A 22,705-nucleotide genomic window follows, 5' to 3' on the forward strand; every position below is an offset into this window, starting at 1 on the left:
TTCCATTCTGCGGCGCCGGCTCGGGATCGCCGCGGCGATCCTCCCACGGGGGTACGACACTTCCGGCTCCCCGCGGCCCCTGCCTGCGCCGATGGCGAAAGCGTTGGCGACCCCCCGCGAGTTCCCGTTTGCTGGGCGGATGAGCACCGTGCTGATCGGGGTGGAGAACGTCGCCACCCCCAAGTGGGCCCGTCGCCGCGGCGGGATGTCGGTGAGCCTGGGCAAGGCGCTGCGCAGCCTGCCCAGGGCCGTGGCGACGGTGACGCGCCTGGCGTGGGCGACCTCGCCGCGCCTGACCGTGCTCGCGGGCGTGGTGCACGTCGTCTCGGGCGGGGTCACCGCGTTCGGCCTGCTGGCCACCGCCGACGTGTTCACCGCGCTGCTGCGCGACGGGCCGACCCCCGACCGGGTGGCCCGCGCGCTGCCCGCGCTGGCCGTGGTGGTGGGGTCGCTGGTGGTCCGCGCGCTGCTCGACACGGCCGTGTCCGCGGTGGAGAGCTCGCTGCGCCCGCGCCTCACCCGGGCGGCGAACGACGAGGTCACGGCGGTGCTCGTGCGGGCGCAGCTGCTCGCGTTCGAGGACGCCGACTTCCGCGAGCTGGCCCGCCAGGGCGGCCGGCGCGGCGTCCGCTCGATGGAGTCCAGCCTCCGGTACCTGGCCGACCTGCTCTCCGGCGGCGTCTCGCTGCTGGCCGCGGTGGTGACGGTCGGCCTGCTCAACCCGTGGCTCGCGCCCGCGCTGCTGCTCGCCGCCCTGGCCAACGCGTGGGCGGCGGCGCGCGCCTCGAAGCTGCGCTACGACCACTTCCTGGACTCGGTCACCCGCAACACCCGCAAGGGCGTGGTGGAGCAGGTCGCCACCGAGCGGGACTTCGCCCTCGAACGCCACGCGCTGGCGCTCCAGGAGCGGCTGCTGGCCGAGCACCGCCGGATCGCCGACAGCCTGGTGGTCGACGAGATCCGGATGGCGCACCGGACGAACGCGGTGCGGCTGGTCGGCCGGGCGCTCGCGGGCCTCGGCACCGGCGTCGCCTACGCGGTGCTCGGCCTCCTGCTGCACACCGGGGCGATGGAGCTGGCGCTGGCGGGCACGGCGGTGCTGGCCATGCGCACCGGGTTCTCCTCGCTGGCCGGCACCACCCGCGCGGTCAACGCGCTCTACGAGGACTCGTTCTACATCGACTTCTACCGCAAGCTGCTCGCCGAGGGCGCGGAACGGGCCCAGGCGGGCTCCGGCGCCCGGCCGCCCGCCGACCCGGCGCTGATCACCCTGGAGCGGGTGTCGTTCACCTACCCGGGCGGGAAGAAGCCCGCGCTGCGCGAGGTGGACCTGACCGTGGCGCGGGGCGAGGTCGTCGCGCTGGTGGGCGAGAACGGCTCGGGCAAGACCACCCTGGGCAAGGTGCTGACCGGCCTCTACCCGGCCTCGTCGGGCACGGTCCGCTGGGACGACGTGGACCTGGCGGCGGCCGACCCGAACCTGGTGCACTCGTCGATCGCGGTGATCGCGCAGGACCCGGCGCAGTGGCCGATGACCGCCCGGCACAACGTGCTGGTCGGCCGCCTGGAGCGGGACGACGAGGAGGCGTACCGGGACGCGGTGGCCAGGTCCGGCGCGGACGAGGTGCTGGCCTCGCTGCCCGCCGGGCCGGACACCGTGCTGTCCCGGCAGTTCAACGACGGCCAGGACCTGTCCGGCGGCCAGTGGCAGCGCATGGGCATCGCCCGCGGCATGTACCGCGACGCCGCCGTGCTGGTGGCCGACGAGCCGACGGCCGCGCTGGACGCGAAGGCCGAGGCGCGGGTGTTCGAGGGGCTGCGCGCGGCGACCGCGCGGCGCACCACGATCCTGGTGACGCACCGGCTGGCGAACATCCGCAACGCCGACCGGATCGTGGTGCTCGACGAGGGCCGCATCGTGGAGCAGGGCACGCACGAGGAGCTGATGGCCGCGCGCGGCCACTACTTCGAGCTGTTCGAGCTCCAGGCCGCCGCCTACCGGGGCGGGTTGCTGGCGGCCCCGGCGAACGAGTAGGTTTTCCGGCGCGAACGGGGTTCCCGCCGCGCCGCGCGGTCCCTTGACCCGCGCTCCCGGGTTCACCAGGATGGCCCCTTGGTGACATCCCGCCGAGAGGGCTCCGGTCATGTTCGAATGGCTCGCCGAGAACTGGCCCCTGGTCCTGGGCGCGGAGACCGCGCTGCTGCTGTGGCTGGTGGTCCGCCCCTCCACGCCGAACTGGCGCCTGGTCCTGCGCCCCGGCCGCCGGCGCGACGTGCGCCGCGCGGCGGGGCGGCCGGGCCGGTTCTGGTGCACCGAGCCGCACCGGCAGCCCGCGGGCGCGGTGGCGCGCGTGCACCTCGACGGTCCCGCGGCCAGCGTGCGCCTGGTCGACGGCCCCAACTACGCGCGGATGATGCGGGGCAGGCGCTACGCCTACGTCGGGGGGTGGGCGACCGGGTCGCCCTTCGAGCTGACCGTGCCGTGGGCGGGGCGCTGGCGCGTCGTCGGCGACCTGGGCAGCGCGTCCGGTCACCTCGACCTGCGCGTCCGGTGGCTCGCGGAGGCGCTGCCGCCGGTGACCGTGCAGCCGGTGAACACCGAACCGCGCCTGGGCGTGGTCCGGGAGCGGGGTTCGGCGGACGGCCTGCGCGACGTGTTCGTGCTGCACGTCGTCGAGGACCGGGCCGAGGTCGCCCGGCCGCTCGCGGACGCGCTGCGGGCGCGCGGCGCGTCGGTGTGGCTGGACGAGTTCGAGCTGGCCATCGGTGACTCGCTGGCGAAGCGGCTGGAGCGCGGCCTCGCGTGCAGCCGGTTCGGCGTGGTGGTGCTGTCGCCGGGGTTCTTCGAGCCGACCGCGACCGGGACGCCGCGGGTCGAGGGCGACCAGGTGGTGCTGCCGGTGCTGCACCGGATCACCCGGGTCGAGGCCCTGGACGGGCTCCCGTGGCTGGCGGACCTGGTGGTGCGCGGGACCAGCGACCGCACCGTGGACGAGATCGCGGAGGAGATCGCGCTGGTCGTGCTGCCCGGTGAGCCCGCCGTCGAGCAGGAGGACGACCCGCCGGCGCTGCCCGGCCAGGTCGTGCCGGTCAGGGCCGCCCGGCGGTGACCGCCGTCAGACGTGGTCGGGCGGGCGCCGGTCGGCCGGCCACCGCGTCGTGCCGTCGCTGACGGCGCCGGTCAGCCGGGTCCGCTCCAGCGCCGCGTCCCGCAGGTCCGCTCCAGTCAGCTTTGCCCCGGTCAGGTCGGCTCCGCTCAGGTTTGCCCCGGTCAGGTCGGCTCCGGCCAGGTCCGCTCCGGCCAGGTCGGTCCCGGTCAGGTCCGCTCCGGTCAGGTTCGCCCCGGCGAGCGCCGCGCGGCGCAGGACGGCGTCCCGCAGGTCGGCCTCCCGCAGGTTGGCCAGGCGCAGGTCGGCGCCGGTCAGGTCGACGCGCCGCAGGTCCACCCCGGACAGCCGGGCCCGGGACAGGTCGGTGTGCCGCAGCACGCTGCCGGCCAGCACCGAGCCCGGGTCCAGCAGCAGGCTGCGCAGGTCGACGTGGGAGAGCACGAGCCGCCGCCCGCCGGTGGGCGACGGGGATCGCCGGGACAGCACCTGCATGATCGCCTGGACGTCCGGCAGGCGCTGCTGCAACCACGGCAGCCGCTCGCCGGGACCGTCGTCCGGCCCGCGCGCCCCTGCCTCGCGCGGGACGTGGTTGCGCACGAAGGCGCCCAGGACGAACCTCACGGTGTCGCGGTCGGCGGGCGAGTTCCGCGCGATCCGCTCCAGGGCGTAGACGCCGCCGACGCGCACGTCGGCGTTGTCGCTGCCGAGCTGGTCGATCGCCCGGGTGAACCGCTCGGTGAGCTGCCCCTCGCGGGCGACCTGGACCTGCCGCCAGGTGGCGGCCGCGCCGACGAGCACCAGCAGGCCCGCCACCGCCTGGAGCAGCGTCGAGCGGACGGTGTTCTGCAACTGGCCCTGCGCCTGCCGCAGCTGGATGCGCTTCTCGGCGTCCGCGACGCCCCTCAGCGCCTCGTCGTCGAGCGGCGGGTGCAGCCAGTCGGGCACCAGCACCAGGGTGGCGAGCACCGGCACCAGGACCGCGAACACCACCAGCGCGCCGCGCCACAGGACACCCGGTGCCACCCCGACCCCTCGTCAGGCCGTCAGTTCGAGCGTCGAGCCCGCGCGGGCCTTGCGCACCCGCAGCCGGGTCGGGATGCGCTGCCGCAGCTCGTCCACGTGGGACACCAGGCCGACCACCCGGCCGCCCGCGCGCAGCTCGTCCAGCGTGGTCATCACCAGCTCCAGCGTCTCGGCGTCCAGCGTGCCGAAGCCCTCGTCGATGAACAGCGTGTCCAGCACCGCCCCGGCCGCCACCACGTCGGACAGCCCCAGCGCCAGCGACAGCGACGCCAGGAACGACTCGCCGCCCGACAGCGTCTTCGCCGGGCGCTGCACGCCGGAGTAGTCGTCCAGCACGTCCAGCCCCAGCCCGCCCCTGGTGCCGCGCGGCCCGGCCTCCACCGAGTGCACGAACCGGTAGCGGCCCTGGCTCATGCGCTCCAGGCGGGCGCTCGCGGCGACCGCGACCTCCTCCAGGCGCGCGGCCAGCACGTAGGTGCGCAGGGTCATGCTGCGGCTGTTCTGCCCCCGGCCGTTGATCACGTCGGTCAGCGCGTCCAGCTCGTCGAACGCCGCCTGCACCGGTTCCAGCCCCGCCCACGCCGCGCGCAGCCGCCCGGCCAGCTCGGCGGCCCGCCCGGCGCGCCGGGCGGCCTCGTCCCGGGCCCCGGTCGCGGTCGTCGCCGCCTCGGTCGCCGCGCGGAACCGGGCCTCGGCGCCCGCCACGTCCACCTCGGCGGCCGGGTCGACGTCGGCCAGCTCCACCAGGGTGCTCTCGGCGGCCGCGCGGCCGTGCTCCGCCCGCCGGACCCGCTCCTCCAGCGCGGCCACCGCCGCGTCGGGGCGCGCCGCGGCCAGGGCTTCGGCGACGTCGGCGAAACCGGCCCCGGCCGCCAGCCGCGACACCTCCAGCCGCTGCTCGGCCAGCCGCTCGGCGTCCTCGGCCGCGGCGACCCGCCGCGCGTGCAGGTCGGTCAGCGCGTCGGCCAGGTCGGACAGGTGCGCCCGGCGGGCCACCACGTCCGGGAAGTCGCCGCGGGCCTCCTCCAGCCGCGCCTCGCGCTCCTCGACCGCCGCGGCCAGCTCGTCCCGCTGCGCGCCGGCCCGCTCCAGGTCGCGCTCCAGCCGGCCCCGCCGCTCCAGCGCGGCCTCCACCTGCCCCTCCAGGCCGGCCAGCTCCGCCTGCCGCGCCTCGACCCGCCCGGCCAGCGCCGCCACCGCGCGGTGCTCGCGGTCCAGCTCGTCGGGGGAGCGGTCGCCCAGCTGCTCCCGCAGGTGGGCGAGTCGGACCTCCAGCTTCTGCGCCTCCTGCTCGGCCCGCGCCCGCCGGTCGGCCGCCCGCTGCTCCACCTCGGCGGCGGCGTCCTCGTCGGCCGCCGTCACGGTCTCCAGCAGGGGCCGCGCGGGCGCGGGGTGCTCGGCCGACCCGCACACCGGGCACGCCTGCCCGGACCGCAGCTCGCCCGCCAGCTCGACGGCCATGCCCTCCAGCCGCTCGCGCCGCACCCGCAGCAGCGCGTCCCGGGCCCCCTGGTGCCCGTCCACGGCGTCCCGCCGCGCCTCGTCGGCCGCCCGGAACGACGCCTCGACGCGCGGCAGCTCCCCGGCCGCCGCCGCCAGCCCGGCGACCTGGGTCAGCCGCGCGGCGGCCAGCGCCGACTCCTCGACCGCCGACCGCGCCGCCGCCAGCCGCGCGGGCACCTCGTCCAGCTGGGACACCAGCACCGCCAGGTCCCGGGAGGTGGCCGCGGCCGCCTGCTCCAGGTGCGCGACGCGCCGCCGGTCCTCCTCCTGCTTGAGCGCCTCGGCGGCCAGGCCGGTCAGCGCGCCGGACTCCTCGCGCAGCCGCTCGGCGTCGCCGCGCAGGTCCGCGTCCGCGGGGGCCGCGCAGCCGAGGGACGCCACCGCGTCCGCCGCCGCCCGCTCCCGCGCCTCCGCGCCGGCCAGCGCGGTCGCCAGCCGGTCCGCGGCGGCCTGCGCGGGCACGACCACGGCGGCCCGCCGGGCGGCGTCCCGCTCCGCCGCCCAGGCCCGCAGGTCCGGCTCCTCCTCGGCGTACCGGTCGAGCGCCCGGCGCGCCTCGTGCACCCGCCGCACGCGCTCGTCCAGCGCCCGCGCCGCCTGCCAGGCCCGTTCCGCCTCCGCGCGCAGCGCCAGCGCCTCGTCGGCCCGCTGCCCGGCCTCGCGGCCGTCCTCGTCCAGCCGCTTGAGCAGCGAGCTGAGCCACTCGGGGTCGGCCACCGCCGGCGGCTCCTCGGCGCCCGCCTCCGCGACCCGCTGCACCAGGTCGCGGTTGAGCAGGCCGAGCCGCTCCACCTCCGCGCGCCGCTCCCGGCGGTGCTCGCGGAACCACTTCTCCACGTCCAGGAAGCGCTCGGTGCCGAACAGCTTCTCCAGCAGCTTCTCCCGCTCCGCGGTCTCCGCGCGCAGGAACCGCGCGAACTCGCCCTGCGGCAGCAGCACCACCTGGAAGAACTGGTCGGCGGTCATGCCCAGCAGGGTGTCGATCTCGCGCGCCACGTCGTCGATGCGGGTGTGGCCCTCGCCCTCCCAGCCGGCCAGCCAGGTCAGCGACACCTGCGCCTGCTGGCGGGTGACGCCGTCGCCGCGCCGCTTGGGCCGGTCGTACTCGGGGCTGCGCCGGACCAGGAAGCGCCGCCCCCGCACGGTCAGCTCCAGCTCGACCACCGTCGGCGTGTCCGGGGAGGCGTAGTCGCAGCGCAGCCGCTTCACGTCGCCGCGCGCGCCCGGCACCTTCCCGAACAGCGCGAACGCCACCGCGTCGAGCAGCGTCGTCTTGCCCGCGCCCGTGTCGCCGTGCAGCAGGAACAACCCGTCCGCGCCGAGCAGGTCGAAGTCGACCTCCTCCCGCGCCGCGTACGGGCCGAACCCGCTGACCGCCAGCCGGTGCAGCTTCACCGGTCCACCTCCCGCGCCGCCGCGGCGAACGCCTCGCGCAGCAGCCCCAGCTCCCGGTCGCCCGGCCGGTCGCCGCGCACGTCCTCGACGAAGCAGCAGGCGACCTCCTCGTCGGTGCGGCCGCGCACGCGCTCGGCGAAGCGCAGCTCGCCCGCCCGCCCGGTCGCCGGCCGCCACTCCACGTGCACCGCGTGCGGGAACCGCGCCTGGAGCCGGCGCAGCGCGTCCAGCGGGCGCACCCGGTCGGTCAGCGTCACCGACAGGAAGTGGTCCACCACCGCCTCGTGCGCGGGTTCCAGCAGCAGCTCCTCCAGCTCGCCGCCGAGGGTGGACAGCGCCCGCGGCACGGGCAGGGTCCGCTTCTCCGCGCCCACCAGGCCGCCCGCGTCCAGCTCGACCAGCCACACCAGCTTGTCGTGCCGCGCCTCGGAGAACGAGTACGCCACCGGGCTGCCCGAGTACCGCAGGTGGTCGGTCAGGGTCTGCTGCCCGTGCAGGTGGCCCAGCGCCGCGTAGTCGACCCCGGCGAACACCGAGGCCGACACGTCCTGCACGCCGCCCACCGCGATGGTGCGCTCCGACTCGCACGGCTCGCCGCCGGTCACGAACGCGTGCGCCAGCACCACCGACCTCGTGCCGGGGCGCCGGTCCAGGTCCTCCCGGACCCGCCGCATGGCCTCGGTGAGCACGCCCGCGTGGCCCTTGGCCCCCGGCACGCCCAGCGCGTGCCGCGCCGTCTCCGGTTCCAGGAACGGGATGCCGTACACCGCGACCGGCCCGTGCCCGTCGGCGAACAGCACCGGCTCGTGCAGCTCGGCCACCCGCGTGCGCAGGTGCAGCCCGCCCGCCTCGGCGAACGCGCCGAGGAAGCCCAGCCGCGTCGCCGAGTCGTGGTTGCCGGGCGTGATCACGATCCTCGCCCCGGCCGCGCGGACCCGCTTGAGCACCCGCGAGCACACCGCGACCGCCTCGGCGTTCGGCACCGCCCGGTCGAACAGGTCGCCCGCCACCACGACCACGTCCACCCGTTCGTCGGACACCAGGTCGGCCAGGCCGCCCAGCACCGCCTCCTGCTCGCGGAGCAGGTCCCGACCGTGGAAGGTCCGGCCCACGTGCCAGTCGGAGGTGTGCAGGAACCGCATGCGGGCACACGCTAGGGCCGGCCCCCGGCGGAGCCCGGGAGGGGGTCCCCGGCGTGTCGCTCGATCGAGTGATCTCACGGCGGTGGGAGATGATCTGCGGTGTGACGGAGGTCCTCAGCACGGCGGCGGTGGTCGTGGCGTTCCTGCTCGCGGGCGCCCTGGTGTTCCTGTACCGGCTCTACCAGGACGGCGTGCGGCGCGCCGACGCCGCGCTGGCCGCGGTCGCCGCCGAGCGGGAGCGCGGTGACCGGCAGTGGGCCGCGCTCCAGCGGTACGAGGTCGCGTTCTCGTCGGTCAGCGGGCGCGGCGAGCTGGGCGAGCGGGTGCTGGTGGAGACCGCGCGGGTGCTCGGCCTGCGCCAGGGCATCCACTTCGAGGTGCAGGTGGACGTCGCGGGCGGCGGGTCCGCGCGACCGGACCTGGTGCTCAACGTGGGCGGTGGCCGGCAGGTGCCGGTGGACGCGAAGATGAGCATGGCGACGTGGGCCGAGGCGGTCGAGACCGACGACCCGGGCGAGCGCGTCGACGCGCTGCGCGTGCACGTGCGCAACATCCGGGCGCGGGCCGCCGAGCTGGCCGGCAAGGGCTACCAGCGGTGGGCCGACGCGATCTACGGGACGATCATGTTCGTGCCCAACGACGCCGCCGTCGCGGCCGCCCTGGACACCGACCCCGAGCTGCTGCGGTGGCTGCTCGACCGGCGGGTGTTCCTGTGCGGGCCGACCGGGTTCGCGGTGATCGCGTCGGCGGCGATGTTCGCGGTGACCGACCGGGCGCTGGCCGACGACGTGGAGCGGGTGCGGGAGGCGGCCGGGCGCGCCCACCGGGCCGCGGACGGGGCGGTCGACGCGGTGAACCTGTCCAGCACGCACCTCCAGCGGTTCCTGTCGGCGCGCCGGCGGGAGCTCGACGCGCTGGAGGCTTTCCGGGCGGCCGTGGAGCCGCTGAGCGACGCGTCGTCCGGGGTCACGCCGTTGCCGCTGGTGCGTCGGGCGGACGAGAGCCTCGGTGCACCCCTGGACGCCCGCGAGGCGTAATAGAGTGTGGCGGACCTTCCGCCCCCGGTCGACCGAGGAGTGTGCTGCGTGACCGCTGCAACGCGTGACGACTCGCGCAGCGAGCCGGAGGACGACTTCGACGACGTCGACCGGCCCGTGCGCTGGAACGACCGGGCGATGTTCGGCACCTTCCGGGGTCTGCCCTGGTGGGCCGCCGTGCTCATCTCGTTCGTCGTGGCCGCCGTCGGCGCGTACGTGGACCTGTCCTCCGGCACGACCGTGAGCTGGGCGTTCGCCGTCGCGTTCTTCGTCGGCTGCGTCGGCGCGGTGGTGTTCGTGGAGCGGCGGTCGATGTTCGGCCCGATCGTCCAGCCGCCGCTGGTGCTGGCGATCGTCGTGCCGCTGCTGGTGGTGGTCGCGCACGGGATGCCCACGGGCGGGCTGGCCTCCGTCGGCATCGACCTGGGCAAGCCCCTGATCGACGGCTTCCCGGCGATGGCGCTGACCACGGTGTGCACGGTGGTCATCGGGATCGTGCGGGTGATGACCCAGAAGGACCCGAACCGGCTGACCAGGGACGAGGTCCGCGAGGCGAGGCGGAAGCCGGCCAGGCCCGCCAAGGGCGAGCGCGCCGAGAAGCCGGTCAGGGCGGAGAAGCCCGCGAAGGCCGAGCGCGCCGAGAAGCCGGTCAAGGCGGCGAAGCCGGCGAAGGCGGCCAAGCCGGCCGTCGACCCGGAGGACCGCCCCCAGCGCCCGCGCCCGGACGGCGAGCGCCGCCCGACCACCGCCGCGTCCGACGAGGACCGGCCCAAGCGCCCCCGGCCGCGCGAGGGCGCCCCCGGCGACCGGCCGCGCCGCCCGGCGTCCCGCGAGGGCCGCCCGGGGCAGCGCAAGCCCCGGCCGCCGCGCGACGAGGACTGACGGGCGCGGGGTCGACGCGGCTTCCCGGGGCCGGCCGCTACTCGGGCCGGGCCCGCGCCTCGTGCGCCAGCAGCCGGCGCTTGACCTCCACGCCCCAGCGGAAGTTCCCGGTCGCCCCGCCCGTGCGCACCACCCGGTGGCACGGCACGAACAGCGTGGCGGCGTTCTTCGCGCACGCGCTCGCCGCCGCCCGGACCGCCGCCGGGCGGCCCGCCAGCCCGGCGTACTCGGCGTAGGAGACGGTCCGGCCCGCCGGCACCGCGCGCAGCGCCGTCCACGCCTGCTCGGTGAACCCGCCCGCCCGCTGCCGCACCGGCACGTCGTCGATCGCGGCCAGGTCGCCCCGGTGGTAGGCGCGCACGGCCCGGGTGACCTCGCCCAGGTCGCGGCGGGTGGTGAGGGAGGTCGGGCGCAGCGAGGGCGAGACCTGCGGCAGCAGGTCGTCCGGGTCGGCGGTCCAGCCGCCGGCCAGCACCGCGCCGTCCGGTGCGACGACGGCGGTGAAGGGGCCCAGGTGGGTGTCGATCGTGGACACGTGCGCGGTGGTCATGCTGTTCTCCCGAGGTGCACGGCGGCGTAGGAGCGCCACGGCCGCCAGGCGTCGTCGTCTTCGGTCAGGGGGATGTCGGGCGCGCCGAGGACGCGCATCACCACGGTGGCGGCGACCCGGGGACCCACGCCGGGGAACGCGGCCAGCTCGGCGCGCAGCTCGTCGGCGTCCCGGCCCACGTCCACCCGCAGCGAGCCGTCGGCCAGGGCCCGCGCCACCGGGGAGTCGACCTCCGCCGGCCGCGGGTACAGGTGGGTGACCTCGCCGTCCGGGTGCGCCAGGGGTTCGCCGGGCGCGGTGTGGCCGAGGGCCCGCAGCAGGGTCTCCGCCCCGTCCACGCTGCCCGGCAGGCGCACGCCCGGCCGGGACAGCACGCGGGGCCCCAGCACCGGGTCGGCGGACAGGAACCCGTCCACGGCCACCGGGTCGGCGTCCAGGTCCATCAGCCGCCGCACCCGGTTCACCGCGCTGCCCAGGTCGCGCAGGTCGGTGAGCCGCAGCGCGCACCGGACGTGGCCGTCGGCGGGCTCCAGGCGGACCGTGGCCTCGCCGTGCGGCAGGCGCAGCGAGCGGGCGTAGCGGGTGTCGGTGACGTGCTCGACGCCCGGGATCGCGGCGGCCCGGAAGTGGGCCAGCAGGCCGGCCGCGTCGAACGGCGGCCGGTAGGGCAGGCGCAGCGTGATGCGGCCGGCCGGACCGGTCGTCGCGCGGGCGGCGCGCATGGCCGACGGCGTGGTGGCGAACACCGACCGGATCGTGTCGTTGAACTGGCGGACGCCGGCGAAGCCCGCCGCGAACGCCACGTCGGAGAACGACAGGTCGGTGGTCTCGATCAGCAGGCGGGCGGAGTGCGCGCGGTGCGCCCGCGCCAGGGCCAGCGGACCGGCGCCCAGCTCGGCGGTCAGCACGCGGGTCAGGTGGCGCTCGGAGTAGCCGAGGCGCTTCGCCAGGCCGGGCACGCCCTCGCGCTCCACCACGCCGTCCGAGATCAGCCGCACCGCCCGCGCGGCCAGGTCGGCGCGCAGGTTCCACTCCGGCGAGCCCGGCACGGCGTCCGGCAGGCAGCGCCGGCACGCCCGGTAGCCGGCCGCCTGCGCGGCGGCGGCCGTGCGGTGGAACTCGGCGTTGCGGCGCTTCGGCGTCACCGCCGGGCAGGACGGGCGGCAGTAGATGCGGGTGGTGCGCACCGCGAGGATGAAGCACCCGTCGAACCGGGCGTCGCGGGCGGCCACCGCCCGGTAGGCGAGTTCGTCGTCCAGGAGCACGGCGACCACTCTGCCAGGGCGTTCGGGTGAGGTCTCGCGGAAATCGGACACGGGGGTGGGGCGCGTAGACTCCCCTCCCGTGAGTTTGACCCTCGGCATCGTCGGCCTGCCCAACGTCGGCAAGTCCACCCTGTTCAACGCCCTCACGCGCAACGACGTGCTGGCGGCGAACTACCCGTTCGCGACCATCGAGCCGAACGTCGGCGTGGTGGCGCTGCCGGACGAGCGGCTCGGCCGGCTGGCCGCGATCTTCTCCTCGGAGCGCGAGGTGCCGGCGACGGTGTCGTTCGTCGACATCGCGGGCATCGTCAAGGGCGCGTCGGAGGGCGCGGGCCTGGGCAACAAGTTCCTGGCCAACATCCGCGAGGCCAACGCGATCTGCCAGGTCATCCGGGTGTTCGCCGACGACGACGTGGTGCACGTCGACGGCCGCGTCGACCCCGCCTCCGACATCGGGACGATCAACACCGAGCTGATCCTCGCGGACCTCCAGACCCTGGAGAAGGCCATCCCGCGGCTGGAGAAGGAAGCGCGCACGGTCAAGGACCGGCGGCCGGCGCTGGAGGCCGCGAAGCAGGCGCGCGAGGTGCTGGACTCGGGTCGCACGCTGTTCTCCGCGCGGTCCGAGGTGGACGGTCCGCTGCTGCGCGAGCTGAGCCTGCTCACCACCAAGCCGTTCCTGTACGTGTTCAACGCCGACGAGGGCGTGCTCACCGACGAGGCGAAGCTCAAGGAGCTGCGCGAGCTGGTGGCCCCGGCGGACGCGGTGTTCCTCGACGCCAAGGTCGAGGCGGAGCTGCTGGAGCTGGACGACGAGTCCGCCCGGGAGCTGCTGGAGTCCATCGGCCAGCACGAGCCGGGCCTGCACGCGCTGGCGCGGGCCGGGTTCCACACGCTGGGGTTGCAGACCTACCTGACCGCGGGGCCCAAGGAGTCGCGGGCGTGGACGATCCCCAAGGGGGCCACCGCGCCGCAGGCGGCGGGCGTGATCCACACGGACTTCGAGCGCGGGTTCATCAAGGCCGAGGTGGTGTCCTTCGCCGACCTGGTGGGGGCGGGCTCGATGGCCGCGGCGCGGTCGGCGGGCAAGGTCCGCATGGAGGGCAAGGACTACGTCATGGCGGACGGCGACGTGGTGGAGTTCCGGTTCAACGTGTGACCCGCTCCGGGGAGGGGTCTCAGACCAACCGCGAACCGGCTTGACCGTGCGGTCGTAGAATCCCCGGCGCCCGGCAGGCGGCCCACGAGCACGTCAGGGCCGCTGGGCCCGGAACCTCTCCCTGGCGTCCCACCCACCTGCCCGCAAGCGTTTGCGGCACCCCTGCCGAACCCGGCCGACCCCCGCACGCCAAGCCCTCCGGCACCCGAACCCACCCCGGAGACGACCTCGGGGCGGCGCACCTGGTGCGCCGCCCCGAGGTACTGTCTGCGTGCTGTCAGCGCACCTGGTTGCGGCTGTGGCGGGCCATGGCGAAGACGCCACCCGCGGTCGCCAGCATGGCCAGGGCCGAGACGGTGAACACGACGATGTCGGCGGTCATGCGATATCCCCTTGCGTTGATCTCCCACTCGTCTTGACGTCCGAGTACCCGGTTTCGTGGCCCGGTAGTCGTGCAATTCACACGAACGTGGAGGTAGGCGTGGTACTGCGGTCCCTGGAGGGGCGTGTCCTCGCCGTCGCGCCGTGGCTGTTCGGCCTGTCGCTGCTCGGACACCTGGCGATGGTCGCCTTCCAGACGAAGATGACCATGGTGGACCTGATGGTCTACCGGAACGCCTCCCCGGAGCTGTTCACCGGTCAACTCTACGACTGGCGGCTGGAGGAGTTCTCCGACCAGTTCGCCCTCCCCTTCACCTACCCGCCGTTCTCCGCGCTGGTCTTCGTGCCGCTCTCGTGGGTGCCGTGGGGCGTGGCGCGCTGGTTCTGGCAGCTGGTCAGCCTCGCCTGCCTGTGGTTCCTCACCCGGAAGTCCCTGGAGCTGGTCGGCAGCCGCGACCCGCGCCGGGCCCTGCTGTGGACCGCCCTGTTCATCTGGGTCGAACCCGTCCGCACCACGCTGAACTACGGCCAGATCAACCTGGTGCTGGCCGCCCTGCTGCTGGGCACGCTGGTCTCCGCGCGGTCCCGGGCGCAGGGCGCCGGGGTCGGCGTCGCGGCCGGCCTGAAGCTCACCCCCGCGATCTCCGGCCTCTACTTCCTCGTCACCCGCCAGTACCGGGCGGCGGTGTGGTCGGTCGTCGCGTTCGCCGCGACCGTCGGGATCGGCTGGGCGGTGTCGCCGTCGCTGTCCCGGCAGTACTGGTTCCACCTGCTCGGCGACGCGGAGCGCGTCGGGCCCGTCGGCTCCGCGATCAACCAGTCGCTGCGCGGCGCGCTGAGCCGGACCCTGGGCCACGACGTGCAGACCGGGCCGGTGTTCCTGGCCGGCGCGGTGGTGGCCGCCGTCCTCGCCGGGTTCGCCCTGCACGCCGCGGTCGGGGCGCGGGACGCGCTGGCGATGATCGTCGCCGTGCAGTTCCTGGGCCTGCTGGTGTCCCCGATCTCGTGGAGCCACCACTGGGTGTGGGCCGTGCCGGCCGTCCTCTGGCTGGTCTACGGCACGACCCACCGGCTCGCGAAGGTGACCGCGGTGGCGTGGCTCGCGGCGATCGGCAGCTACCTGATCTCGGTGCTGCTCATGGCCCAGGAGTCGATCTGGATCATCCCCCGCCCCTGGCACCTGGCCGCGCTGGGCTGGGTCTACCCGGCGGTGGGCCTGCTCACCCTGGTCACCGTCGCGGTGGCGCTGCGGTCACGCGAGCGCGTCGAGGACCGCGTCGATCTCCTGCGCCAGTGACGCGTCCAGCGCGGTGATCCCGCCGCTGACGTGCGTCGAGCAGCGGAAGGTCAGGGTGCGCCACCGGATGTCGATGTCGGGGTGGTGGTCGTCGCGCTCCGCGATCTCCGCGACCCGGTTCACCGCCTCCACCGCCACGGCGAAGCTCGGCAGCTCCGCGGTGCGCACCAGCGCGGCCCCCCGGGCGCGCCACTCGGGCAGGGACACCAGCGCGGCGTCCACCTGGTCGTCGGTCAGCAACTCGGCTTTGGGCATCCCCCGATCCTGCCGGTTAAACTGCCCGCCTACCACGGGAGTCCGGTGATGCGCCGGGCTGAGAGGAAGGCGCGCCGGCCTTCGACCGTCCACACCTGATCCGGGTCATGCCGGTGTAGGGAGAGATCATGCTCCGACGCGTGCTGTCCACCGCGACCGCGTTCGCGCTGCTCACCGGTTGCTCGGTGGCGGCGTCGAACGAGCCGGCGCCGGGGGAGCGGGTGGTCACGCTGGTGACCCACGACTCGTTCGCGGTGTCCCCGGAGGTCCTGGACGCGTTCAAGGCCGAGAGCGGGATCACGATCAAGCCCCTCGCCGGCGGCGACGCGGGCGAGGTCACCAACAAGCTGGTCCTGACCAAGGACAACCCCATCGGCGACGTCGCCTTCGGCGTGGACTCCACGTTCGCCTCCCGGGCGCTCAAGGAGGGCGTGTTCGCCGAGTACGCGAGCCCCGAGGCGCGGCACGGGGCCCAGCGCTACGCCCTCGAACCGGCGAACCGGCTGCACGCCGTGGACGTCGGGGACGTGTGCCTCAACGTCGACGTGGCCGCGCTCGAGGAAGTGGGCGTGCCGACCGCGCTCGCCGACCTGGCCGACCCGAAGTACCGGGACATGCTGGTGGTGGAGGACCCCGCCACCTCGTCGCCGGGCCTGGCGTTCCTGCTGGGCACCATCGCCACCTTCGGGGAGCCGAACTGGCGGAACTACTGGGGGCAGCTCGCCGGCAACGGCGTGAAGGTCGTCAGCGGCTGGGAGGAGGCGTACACCCAGGACTTCTCCGGCTCCAGCGGCAAGGGGCCGCGGCCGATCGTGGTGTCCTACGCGTCCTCGCCGTCCGCGGAGATCGGCGACGACGGCACGCCGCGCACCAAGGCCCTGCTGGACACCTGCTACCGCCAGGTCGAGTACGCGGGCGTGCTCGACGGCGCGAAGAACCCCGAGGACGCCGAGCGGGTCGTGGACTTCCTGCTGTCCGAGCGGTTCCAGGCCGACGTGCCCGGCCAGATGTACGTGTACCCGTCGCGGGAGGGCGTGGCGCTGCCCGAGTCGTGGGCGAAGGCCGCGCCGCTGCCGACCTCGTCCCGGTCGCTGCCCGCCGCCGACGTCGACGCGAACCGCGAGCGCTGGGTGTCCGAGTGGCGCGCGCTGGTGCAGGGCTGACCGGCCCGTCGACCGGTCCCGGCTCGCCGGCCGGTTCGGGCCCGACCGCTCCCGGCCCGACTGTCCCCGGTCCGACCGCTCCCGGCCCGGTTCGCCGGTTCCGACCGCGCCCGGGGGTCGGGTGGGTGCTCGCGGCCCTGCTGCCGCTGGCGTTCCTGGGCGTGTTCTTCGCCTGGCCGGTGGCCGCGATCGTCGGGCTGGGGCTGGGCGGGGGCGGGGTGCTGCCGGTCCTGTCCGACGCCCGGACCTGGGAGCTGGTCGGCTTCACCGTGGGCCAGGCCGCCGCCGCGACGGTGCTGGCCCTGGTCGCCGGGATGCCGGTGGCGTTCGTGCTGGCCCGCTGCCGGGTGCGTGGTGCGGGGGTGGTGCGGGCGGCGGTGATGGTGCCGTTCGTGCTGCCGACCGTGGTGGTGGGCCTGGCGTTCCGGGCGCTGTGGCCCGACGGCGGGGTGCTGCCGATCGTGCTGGCCAACGCGTTCTTCAACGTGGCCGTGGTCGCCCGCACCGTCGGTGGCCTGTGGGCGCGGGTCGACCGGCGGGCGGAGGACGCGGCCCGCGCCCTGGGCGCGTCGCGCCCGCGCGCGTTCGCCTCGGCCGCGCTGCCCGCGCTGGCGCCCGCGATCGGGTCGGCCGCGTCGGTGGTGTTCCTGTTCTGCGCCACCAGCTTCGGCGTGGTGCTGGTGCTCGGCGGCGCCCGCCACCGCACCCTGGAGACCGAGATCTACCTGCGCACGGTGGAGCTGTTCGACCTGCCGGGCGCGGCGGCGCTGTCGCTGCTCCAGTTCGCCGCGGTGATCGCGGTGCTGGTGCTGGGCGGGGCCGCGCGGCGCCGGCGGGAGCGGGGCCTGCCGCTGCGGGTGGAGCCGCCGCGCCGGCCGACGGGCGGCGAGCGCTGGGTGGTGGCCGCCGCCTGGCTGGTGGTCGCCGCCCTGCTCACGCCGGTGGTCGGGCTGGTGGTGCGGTCGCTGGCCACCCGGGACGGCTGGAGCCTGGCCGGGTACGCGGCGCTGGCCGGCACGGGCGAGCGCGGCACGCTCGCGGTGACCGGCCTGGACGCGGCGCTGAACTCGCTGCGCGCGGCCACCGACGCGACGCTGATCGCGCTGCTGGTGGGCGTGGTGTCCGCGGTGGTGCTGGTGGGGCTGCGCCGGCGCGGCTCGTGGTTCGCCGAGGCCCTGGACACGGCGCTGATGCTGCCGCTGGGCGTGTCCGCGGTGACGGTCGGCTTCGGCTACCTGGTCACCATGGACGCGCTGCCGGGCGACTTCCGCACCTCGCCGCTGCTGGTGCCGCTGGCCCAGGCGCTGGTGGTGACGCCGCTGGTGGTGCGGGTCGTGCTGCCGGTGCTGCGGGCCGTGGACGAGCGGCTGCGGCAGGCGGCGGCGACGCTGGGCGCGGGCCCGTGGCGGGTGTGGCGCGAGGTGGACCTGCCGCTGGCGTCGCGGTCGCTGGTGGCGGCGGCCGGGTTCGGGTTCGTGGTGGCGCTGGGCGAGTTCGGCGCGACGAGCTTCCTGGCCCGGCCGGAGGCGCCGACGCTGCCGGTGGTGATCGCCCGGCTGATGTCGCGGCCGGGCGAGCTGAACAGCCAGATGGCGTACGCGGCGTGCGCGCTGCTGATGGTGGTGACCACGGTGGCCGTGCTCGCGATCGAGCGGTTGCGCGTGCCGAGCGGCGGGGAGTTCTAGTGGCGTTGCGCGTCGAGGGCCTGGCCGTGCGGTACGGCGCGGTGACCGCGGTGTCGGGGGTGGACCTGGCGGTGGCCGACGGCGAGGTGGTGGCGCTGCTGGGGCCGTCGGGCTGCGGCAAGTCGACGCTGCTGCGGGCGGTGGCGGGGCTGGAGCCGCCGGGCGCGGGCCGCGTCGCGTGGGACGGCGTGGACCTGGCGGGCACGCCCGTGCACCGGCGCGGCTTCGGCCTGGTGTTCCAGGACGGGCAGCTGTTCCCGCACCGGGACGTGGCGGGCAACGTGGCGTTCGGGCTGCGGATGCGGGGTGTGGGGCGGGCGGAGCGGGACGAGCGGGTCGACGGCCTGCTGGAGCTGGTGGGGCTGGCCGGCTACGGGCGCAGGCGGGTGACCGAGCTGTCCGGCGGTGAGCAGCAGCGGGTGGCCCTGGCGCGGGCGCTGGCACCGCGCCCGAAGCTGCTGCTGCTCGACGAGCCGCTGTCCGCGCTGGACCGGGCGCTGCGCGAGCAGCTGGCGGTGGACCTGGCGCGGCTGCTGCGGGAGACCGGGGCGACGGCGCTGGTCGTGACGCACGACCACGACGAGGCGTTCACCCTGGCCGACCGGGTCGCGGTGATGCGGGCGGGGCGGGTGGTGCAGGTGGGCGCGCCGGCGGAGGTGTGGCGGCGGCCGGTGGACGTGGAGACGGCCCGGTTCCTGGGGTGCGGGCGGGTGCTGGCGGCCGAGGCGGCGCGGGAGCTGGTGGGGGTGGACGCGCGGGTGGGGCTGAGGGCCACGGCGCTGCGCGTCGACCCGGGCGGTCCGGTGGAGGCGACCGTGCTGGAGCGCGTGCACCGCCGCGACCACGTGCGGCTGCTGGTGGACGTGGCGGGGGAGGGGTTCGAGGCGGTGGGGCCGGTGGCCGCGCCGCCGGCGCCGGGTGACCGGGTCCGCCTGGTGGTGGACCCGGACGGGGTCGCGGTCATCGGCTGACCCGGTGTGGCGGGGTCGGCCCCGCCCGTCCCTGCCCTGCCCGCCCCCGCTGCCCCAACCCGACCCGGCCGGCCCCTGCCCGCCTCGCCCCGGCCCTCCCTCAGTCCAGGAACTTGACCAGCTCGACCCGGGACCGGATGTCCAGCCGCGTGAAGATGTTGCGCAGGTGGTGCTCCACCGTGCGGCGGCTGAGGAACAGCCGCGCCGCCACCTCCCGGTTGGTCGCCCCCTCCGCCACCAGCCGGGCGATCTGGCGCTGCTGCGGCGTCAACTCGGCACCCCGGTCGCCGGCCGGCTCCACCGGCTCACCGGTCGCGCGCAGCTCGGCCCGCGCCCGTTCGGCCCAGTGGTCGGCCTCGTAGTGCTCGAAGTGCTGCACCGCGTCGTGCAGCAGCTCCCGCGCCCGGCGCGGTTTCCGGCCCCGCCGCAACCGGGTGGCGTAGAACAGCTCGGTCTTGGCCAGCTCCAGCGCCGTCCCGGCGGCGTGGTGCAGCCGCACGGCCTCGCTGAAGTGCTCCTCGGCCTCCGCCCCGGCGGAGACCAGGGCGCGGCAGCGGTGCGACACGGCCAGCCGCGAGGTGGCGCCGGTGCTGCGCGCCCACGCCTCGTACCGGTGCAGGGCGCGGTCGGCGGTGTCGGGCCGGCCGCTGCGCACGGCGGCCTCCACGATGTCGGGCGAGGCCAGGGCCTTGATGCCCTCGTGGACGCCCCGCACGGTGGCGCCGCGCATCCGCCGCAGCGCGTCGGCGGGCCGGTCGCGGACCAGGTCCACGCACGCCGACGCCCACGCGCCGACCGTGCCGGACCGGCCCAGGCCGAGCCGGCGGACCTGGTCGGCGGCCGTGTCGATGCGGTGCAGCGCGGTGTCGGCGTCGCCGCGCAGGGCGGCGAGCAGCGCGAGGATCATCAGGTGGTCGGCGACCGCGTTGTGCTGGCCGGTGGCGGTCGCGGCGTGCACGCCCTCGAACGCGGCGGTGAGCGCGGCCTCGTGCCCGTCGACCATGAGCGCGGTCAGCGCGCGGTGGCCCAGCGCCCACGGCACGAGCGCCACCAGGCCGCTCTCCCGGGCCGCGCCGACGCCCCGGTCGGCCAGCGCGTGGGCGCGGCCGGCGTCGCCCAGCACGTAGGCGGCGTGCCCGCCCCAGATCTTGGCGGTCGCGCCGGGCAGCCGTTCGGCCAGGTCGACGACGGAGCGCAGGGCGGGCGCGGCGTCCCCGTGCCGGCCCGCGTAGCTGGCGGCGGTGCCGATCAGGTGGTCCAGGGCGAGCCGGGCGGCGGGCAGCTCGTCGGGCCGCCGCCACGCCGCGGCCAGCCGGGCGACCTCGTCGTGCAGCACGTGGTCGCCCGCGACGGCCGCGGCCTCGCCGGCGAAGCCGAGCGCGGTGACCGCCAGGCCCCGGTCCCGGTCGAGCAGTTCCCCGGCGGCGCGCACGAGCCGCCGCGCGGCCACGTCCGGCGGGCCCGCGCCGACCTCCACGCCGCCGCGCACGAGGTCGGCCAGCGCCCGCACCTCGGCGTGGTCGGACAGCGGCGCGACCTCCCGCAGCACCGCGCGCGACCGGTGCGGCAGGCCCCGCCGCCAGTGGTCGGCGGCGGCGGAGAGCAGGCGGCGGGCCCGGGTGTCGGCCTCGGTGGTGAGCGCGGCGGCGCGGCCGTGGTCGCGGGCGGCGGAGGCGAAGTCGCCGCGGACCCGCGCCGCCGCGGCGGCGGTCGCCAGCCGGTCGGCCTGGGCGTCCCGGGCGCCGGGCGCGAGCACCGCCTCGTGCCAGGTCCGGCGCGGCCCGTCGGGCAGCGCCTCGGCCAGCGCGGCGTGCGCGGCGCAGCGGTCGGCCAGCGGCAGCTCGGCCAGCAGCGTCGCCCGCACCACCGGCCGCGGGTCCATCAGGGCGCCGGCCTCCTGCACGTCCGCGACCGCCAGGGCGGGCACGCGCACCAGGGCGTCCACGTCCACCTCGTCGTCGACCAGCGCCAGGGCCAGGGCCCGCCGGGCGCCGGGGGTCAGGGCGCGCAGCCGCGCCCGCAGCCGGGCCCGCAGGGCACCGCCGGGCGGCAGCACCCAGGGCGGCGGTTCGACGCCGCCGAGCTGCGCGCTGGTGAGGGACCGGACCAGCTCCACCAGGGCGAGCGGGTTGCCGCCCGCGGTGCGGGCCACGTCGTCGGCCAGCTCGGCGGGCAGCCCCGGCACCAGGTCGCGCAGCACGCGCACGCTCGTGGCGTGGTCCAGGGGCTCGACCTCCGCGGTGGGCAGGTCGGCCACCGGCTCCTCGGAGGCGATGAGCACGGCCACCGGCTCGTCCTCCAGCTCCGGCAGCGCGTCGAGCAGCCACCCCAGGTCGAGCCGGTGCGCGTCGTCCACGCACAGCAGGGTGAGCCGGGAGCCGGGGGTGAAGTCGGCGGCGGCCCGCCGCGCCGCGCGCAGCAGCGACGTCTTGCCCGAACCGGCCTCGCCCCGCAGCACCAGCACCCCCGCGCGGCCCGACCTGGCGCGGTCGAGCACCGCGTCCACGGCGACGCGCTGGCGGTCCCGTCCCCGCAGCATGGGTCCAGTTCTGCCACACCCCGGCCCGCGCCGACAGGGCGCGGCGACCGGCGGGGCGGGTTGACAGTTACGAGCGGCCATCCGTGGACGGGCCGGTGCGGTTACCGATGCGGCGCGCCGGCGGGTTGCGGTGCCCGCACCGCACAACCGGTGGGTGGTGCCGATGCCGCGCGCCTGCCGGCTGCGACAGGGTCGTCGGGCGGTACTCCTGCGATCAGGGCCGCCGGGACCCGGGTCCCGGCGGCCCGACCACCGTGACCCGGACCGCCGGGACCCGAGCCCCGGCGGCCCGACCCCCGTGACCCCCTGCACGAGCGAGGTGTACGACAGTGCGACTCCGCAGCACCACCCGCGCCGTCCTGGCGCTGGCCCTGGCCACCGCCGCGGCCGTCCCGACCCAGGCCCACGCGGCCGCCAACCCCTACGAGCGCGGCCCCGCGCCGACGACGGCGAGCGTGGAGGCGTCCCGCGGCCCGTTCGCCACCGCCTCCACCACCGTCGCCCGCGGCTCGGTGTCCGGCTTCGGCGGCGGCACCGTCCACTACCCGACCAGCACCGCCGAGGGCACGTTCGGCGGGGTGGCGATCTCGCCGGGCTTCACCGCCTCGCAGTCGTCGGTCGCGTGGCTGGGCCCGCGCCTGGCCTCCCAGGGCTTCGTGGTGATCACCATCGACACGAACTCGACCCTGGACCAGCCGGACAGCCGGGGCGCGCAGCTGCTCGCCGCCCTGGACTACCTGACCGGGACCAGCGCGGTGCGCGCCCGCGTGGACGCCACGCGCCTGTCGGTGATGGGCCACTCGATGGGCGGCGGCGGTTCCCTGGCCGCGAGCCGCACCCGGCCCGCCCTCCAGGCCGCGATCCCGCTGACGCCCTGGCACGGCACCAAGTCGTGGTCGACGGTCCGCGTGCCCACGATGATCATCGGCGCGGAGAGCGACACGGTCGCCCCGGTGGCCTCGCACTCGGAGCCGTTCTACGCGAGCCTCACCTCGGCGCCCGACAAGGCGTACCTGGAGCTGAACAACGGCAGCCACTCCGCGCCCACCTCGGCCAACACGACGGTGGCGAAGTACAGCATCTCGTGGCTGAAGCGGTTCGTGGACAACGACACCCGCTACGACCAGTTCCTGTGCCCCGCGCCGGCCCGCAGCAGCCTGATCGAGGAGTACCGGGCGACCTGCCCCCACTCCTAGGTCGGGTGGGCACGGCGGAGCGGGCCGAGCAGGGACCGCTCCGCCGCCCGGCCCCGGACCGGTGCGGCCCGGCCCGGGGCCACCTCCCCGCGCCCGCTCCCGTCCCCCCGGCTCCCGTCCCCTCGCTCCCGTCCCCCAGCCCCCTCCGCCCC

At 76.4% G+C, this 22,705-nt stretch carries 17 protein-coding genes and 1 riboswitch; of the genes, 10 read left to right on the forward strand and 7 right to left on the reverse strand.

Translation table 11 applies throughout. The annotated features are described in order from the left end of the window. The first annotated feature begins 139 nt into the window (after nt 1-139). Nucleotides 140-2,035: an ABC transporter ATP-binding protein gene (locus Q5530_RS26210; RefSeq protein ID WP_415365408.1), complete on the forward strand. Its 1,896-nt coding sequence runs from the start codon at nt 140-142 to the stop codon at nt 2,033-2,035. 109 nt (nt 2,036-2,144) lie between these two features. Further along, entirely contained in the window at nt 2,145-3,110 is a 966-nt protein-coding gene (locus Q5530_RS26215) for a DUF1883 domain-containing protein (RefSeq protein ID WP_415365409.1), read from the forward strand. Between the two features lie 6 nt (nt 3,111-3,116). Here Q5530_RS26215 and Q5530_RS26220 read toward each other — a convergent pair whose 3' ends face one another. From Q5530_RS26220 to Q5530_RS26230, 3 genes are read right to left on the reverse strand one after another with little or no spacing between them, the layout of a single operon-like run. After that, nucleotides 3,117-4,133, reverse strand: a complete 1,017-nt coding sequence (locus tag Q5530_RS26220) for a pentapeptide repeat-containing protein (protein WP_415365410.1) — start codon at nt 4,131-4,133, stop codon at nt 3,117-3,119. Between the two features lie 12 nt (nt 4,134-4,145). Then, nucleotides 4,146-7,031, reverse strand: a complete 2,886-nt coding sequence (locus Q5530_RS26225) for an AAA family ATPase (protein WP_415365411.1) — start codon at nt 7,029-7,031, stop codon at nt 4,146-4,148. Continuing rightward, complete coding sequence (locus Q5530_RS26230) at nt 7,028-8,173, reverse strand: metallophosphoesterase family protein (RefSeq protein ID WP_415365413.1); 1,146 nt, start codon at nt 8,171-8,173, stop codon at nt 7,028-7,030. Before Q5530_RS26230 ends, Q5530_RS26225 begins: the two co-directional genes overlap by 4 nt. A gap of 89 nt (nt 8,174-8,262) precedes the next feature. On the opposite strand from Q5530_RS26230, the gene Q5530_RS26235 reads away from it, so the two are divergent. Then, entirely contained in the window at nt 8,263-9,210 is a 948-nt protein-coding gene (locus Q5530_RS26235) for a DNA recombination protein RmuC (protein WP_415365450.1), read from the forward strand. Nucleotides 9,211-9,258: 48 nt separating this feature from the next. Continuing rightward, nucleotides 9,259-10,092 (forward strand): DUF6542 domain-containing protein, encoded by an 834-nt coding sequence (locus tag Q5530_RS26240; protein ID WP_415365414.1) that lies wholly within the window; start codon nt 9,259-9,261, stop codon nt 10,090-10,092. A 37-nt stretch (nt 10,093-10,129) separates the two neighbouring features. Here Q5530_RS26240 and Q5530_RS26245 read toward each other — a convergent pair whose 3' ends face one another. After that, the gene (locus Q5530_RS26245; protein WP_415365415.1) at nt 10,130-10,642 is read right to left on the reverse strand and encodes a methylated-DNA--[protein]-cysteine S-methyltransferase; all 513 of its coding nucleotides are present in this window, start codon (nt 10,640-10,642) and stop codon (nt 10,130-10,132) included. Beyond that, nucleotides 10,639-11,907, reverse strand: coding sequence for a DNA-3-methyladenine glycosylase 2 family protein (locus tag Q5530_RS26250; RefSeq protein ID WP_415365451.1), 1,269 nt, complete (start codon nt 11,905-11,907; stop codon nt 10,639-10,641). The genes Q5530_RS26245 and Q5530_RS26250 overlap by 4 nt, the downstream gene beginning before the upstream one ends. Before the next feature lie 79 nt (nt 11,908-11,986). On the opposite strand from Q5530_RS26250, the gene ychF reads away from it, so the two are divergent. After that, nucleotides 11,987-13,066, forward strand: coding sequence for a redox-regulated ATPase YchF (ychF, locus tag Q5530_RS26255; RefSeq protein WP_415365417.1), 1,080 nt, complete (start codon nt 11,987-11,989; stop codon nt 13,064-13,066). Nucleotides 13,067-13,547: 481 nt separating this feature from the next. Further along, nucleotides 13,548-14,744 carry a mannosyltransferase gene (locus Q5530_RS26260; protein WP_415365419.1) on the forward strand — a complete coding sequence of 399 codons (1,197 nt, stop codon included), beginning with the start codon at nt 13,548-13,550 and terminating at the stop codon, nt 14,742-14,744. Here the strand turns inward: Q5530_RS26260 and Q5530_RS26265 are convergent. Further along, a complete protein-coding gene (locus tag Q5530_RS26265) occupies nt 14,700-14,999 on the reverse strand; it encodes a 4a-hydroxytetrahydrobiopterin dehydratase (protein WP_415365421.1) in 300 nt (99 codons plus the stop codon). The two genes, Q5530_RS26260 and Q5530_RS26265, sit on opposite strands and share 45 nt — an antisense overlap. 24 nt (nt 15,000-15,023) lie before the next feature. Further along, a riboswitch (TPP riboswitch) is annotated at nt 15,024-15,138 on the forward strand. Between Q5530_RS26265 and Q5530_RS26270 the strand changes: the two genes are divergently transcribed. From Q5530_RS26270 to Q5530_RS26280, 3 genes are all read left to right on the forward strand, one after another. After that, nucleotides 15,128-16,162, forward strand: coding sequence for a thiamine ABC transporter substrate-binding protein (locus tag Q5530_RS26270; RefSeq protein ID WP_415365423.1), 1,035 nt, complete (start codon nt 15,128-15,130; stop codon nt 16,160-16,162). It overlaps the preceding riboswitch by 11 nt. Before the next feature lie 125 nt (nt 16,163-16,287). Next, nucleotides 16,288-17,847, forward strand: a complete 1,560-nt coding sequence (locus Q5530_RS26275) for an ABC transporter permease (protein ID WP_415365424.1) — start codon at nt 16,288-16,290, stop codon at nt 17,845-17,847. Then, nucleotides 17,847-18,818, forward strand: coding sequence for an ABC transporter ATP-binding protein (locus Q5530_RS26280; RefSeq protein ID WP_415365425.1), 972 nt, complete (start codon nt 17,847-17,849; stop codon nt 18,816-18,818). Before Q5530_RS26275 ends, Q5530_RS26280 begins: the two co-directional genes overlap by 1 nt. 100 nt (nt 18,819-18,918) lie before the next feature. Here the strand turns inward: Q5530_RS26280 and Q5530_RS26285 are convergent, their stop codons facing one another. Continuing rightward, nucleotides 18,919-21,357 carry a LuxR C-terminal-related transcriptional regulator gene (locus Q5530_RS26285; protein WP_415365427.1) on the reverse strand — a complete coding sequence of 813 codons (2,439 nt, stop codon included), beginning with the start codon at nt 21,355-21,357 and terminating at the stop codon, nt 18,919-18,921. Nucleotides 21,358-21,686: 329 nt separating this feature from the next. Between Q5530_RS26285 and Q5530_RS26290 the strand changes: the two genes are divergently transcribed. After that, on the forward strand, nt 21,687-22,553 hold the full coding sequence (locus Q5530_RS26290; RefSeq protein WP_415365429.1) for an alpha/beta hydrolase: 867 nt from the start codon (nt 21,687-21,689) through the stop codon (nt 22,551-22,553). Nucleotides 22,554-22,705: the final 152 nt, after the last annotated feature.

The organism is Saccharothrix sp. BKS2, from assembly GCF_047689505.1.
Lineage (GTDB): Bacteria > Actinomycetota > Actinomycetes > Mycobacteriales > Pseudonocardiaceae > Actinosynnema > Actinosynnema lopnurensis.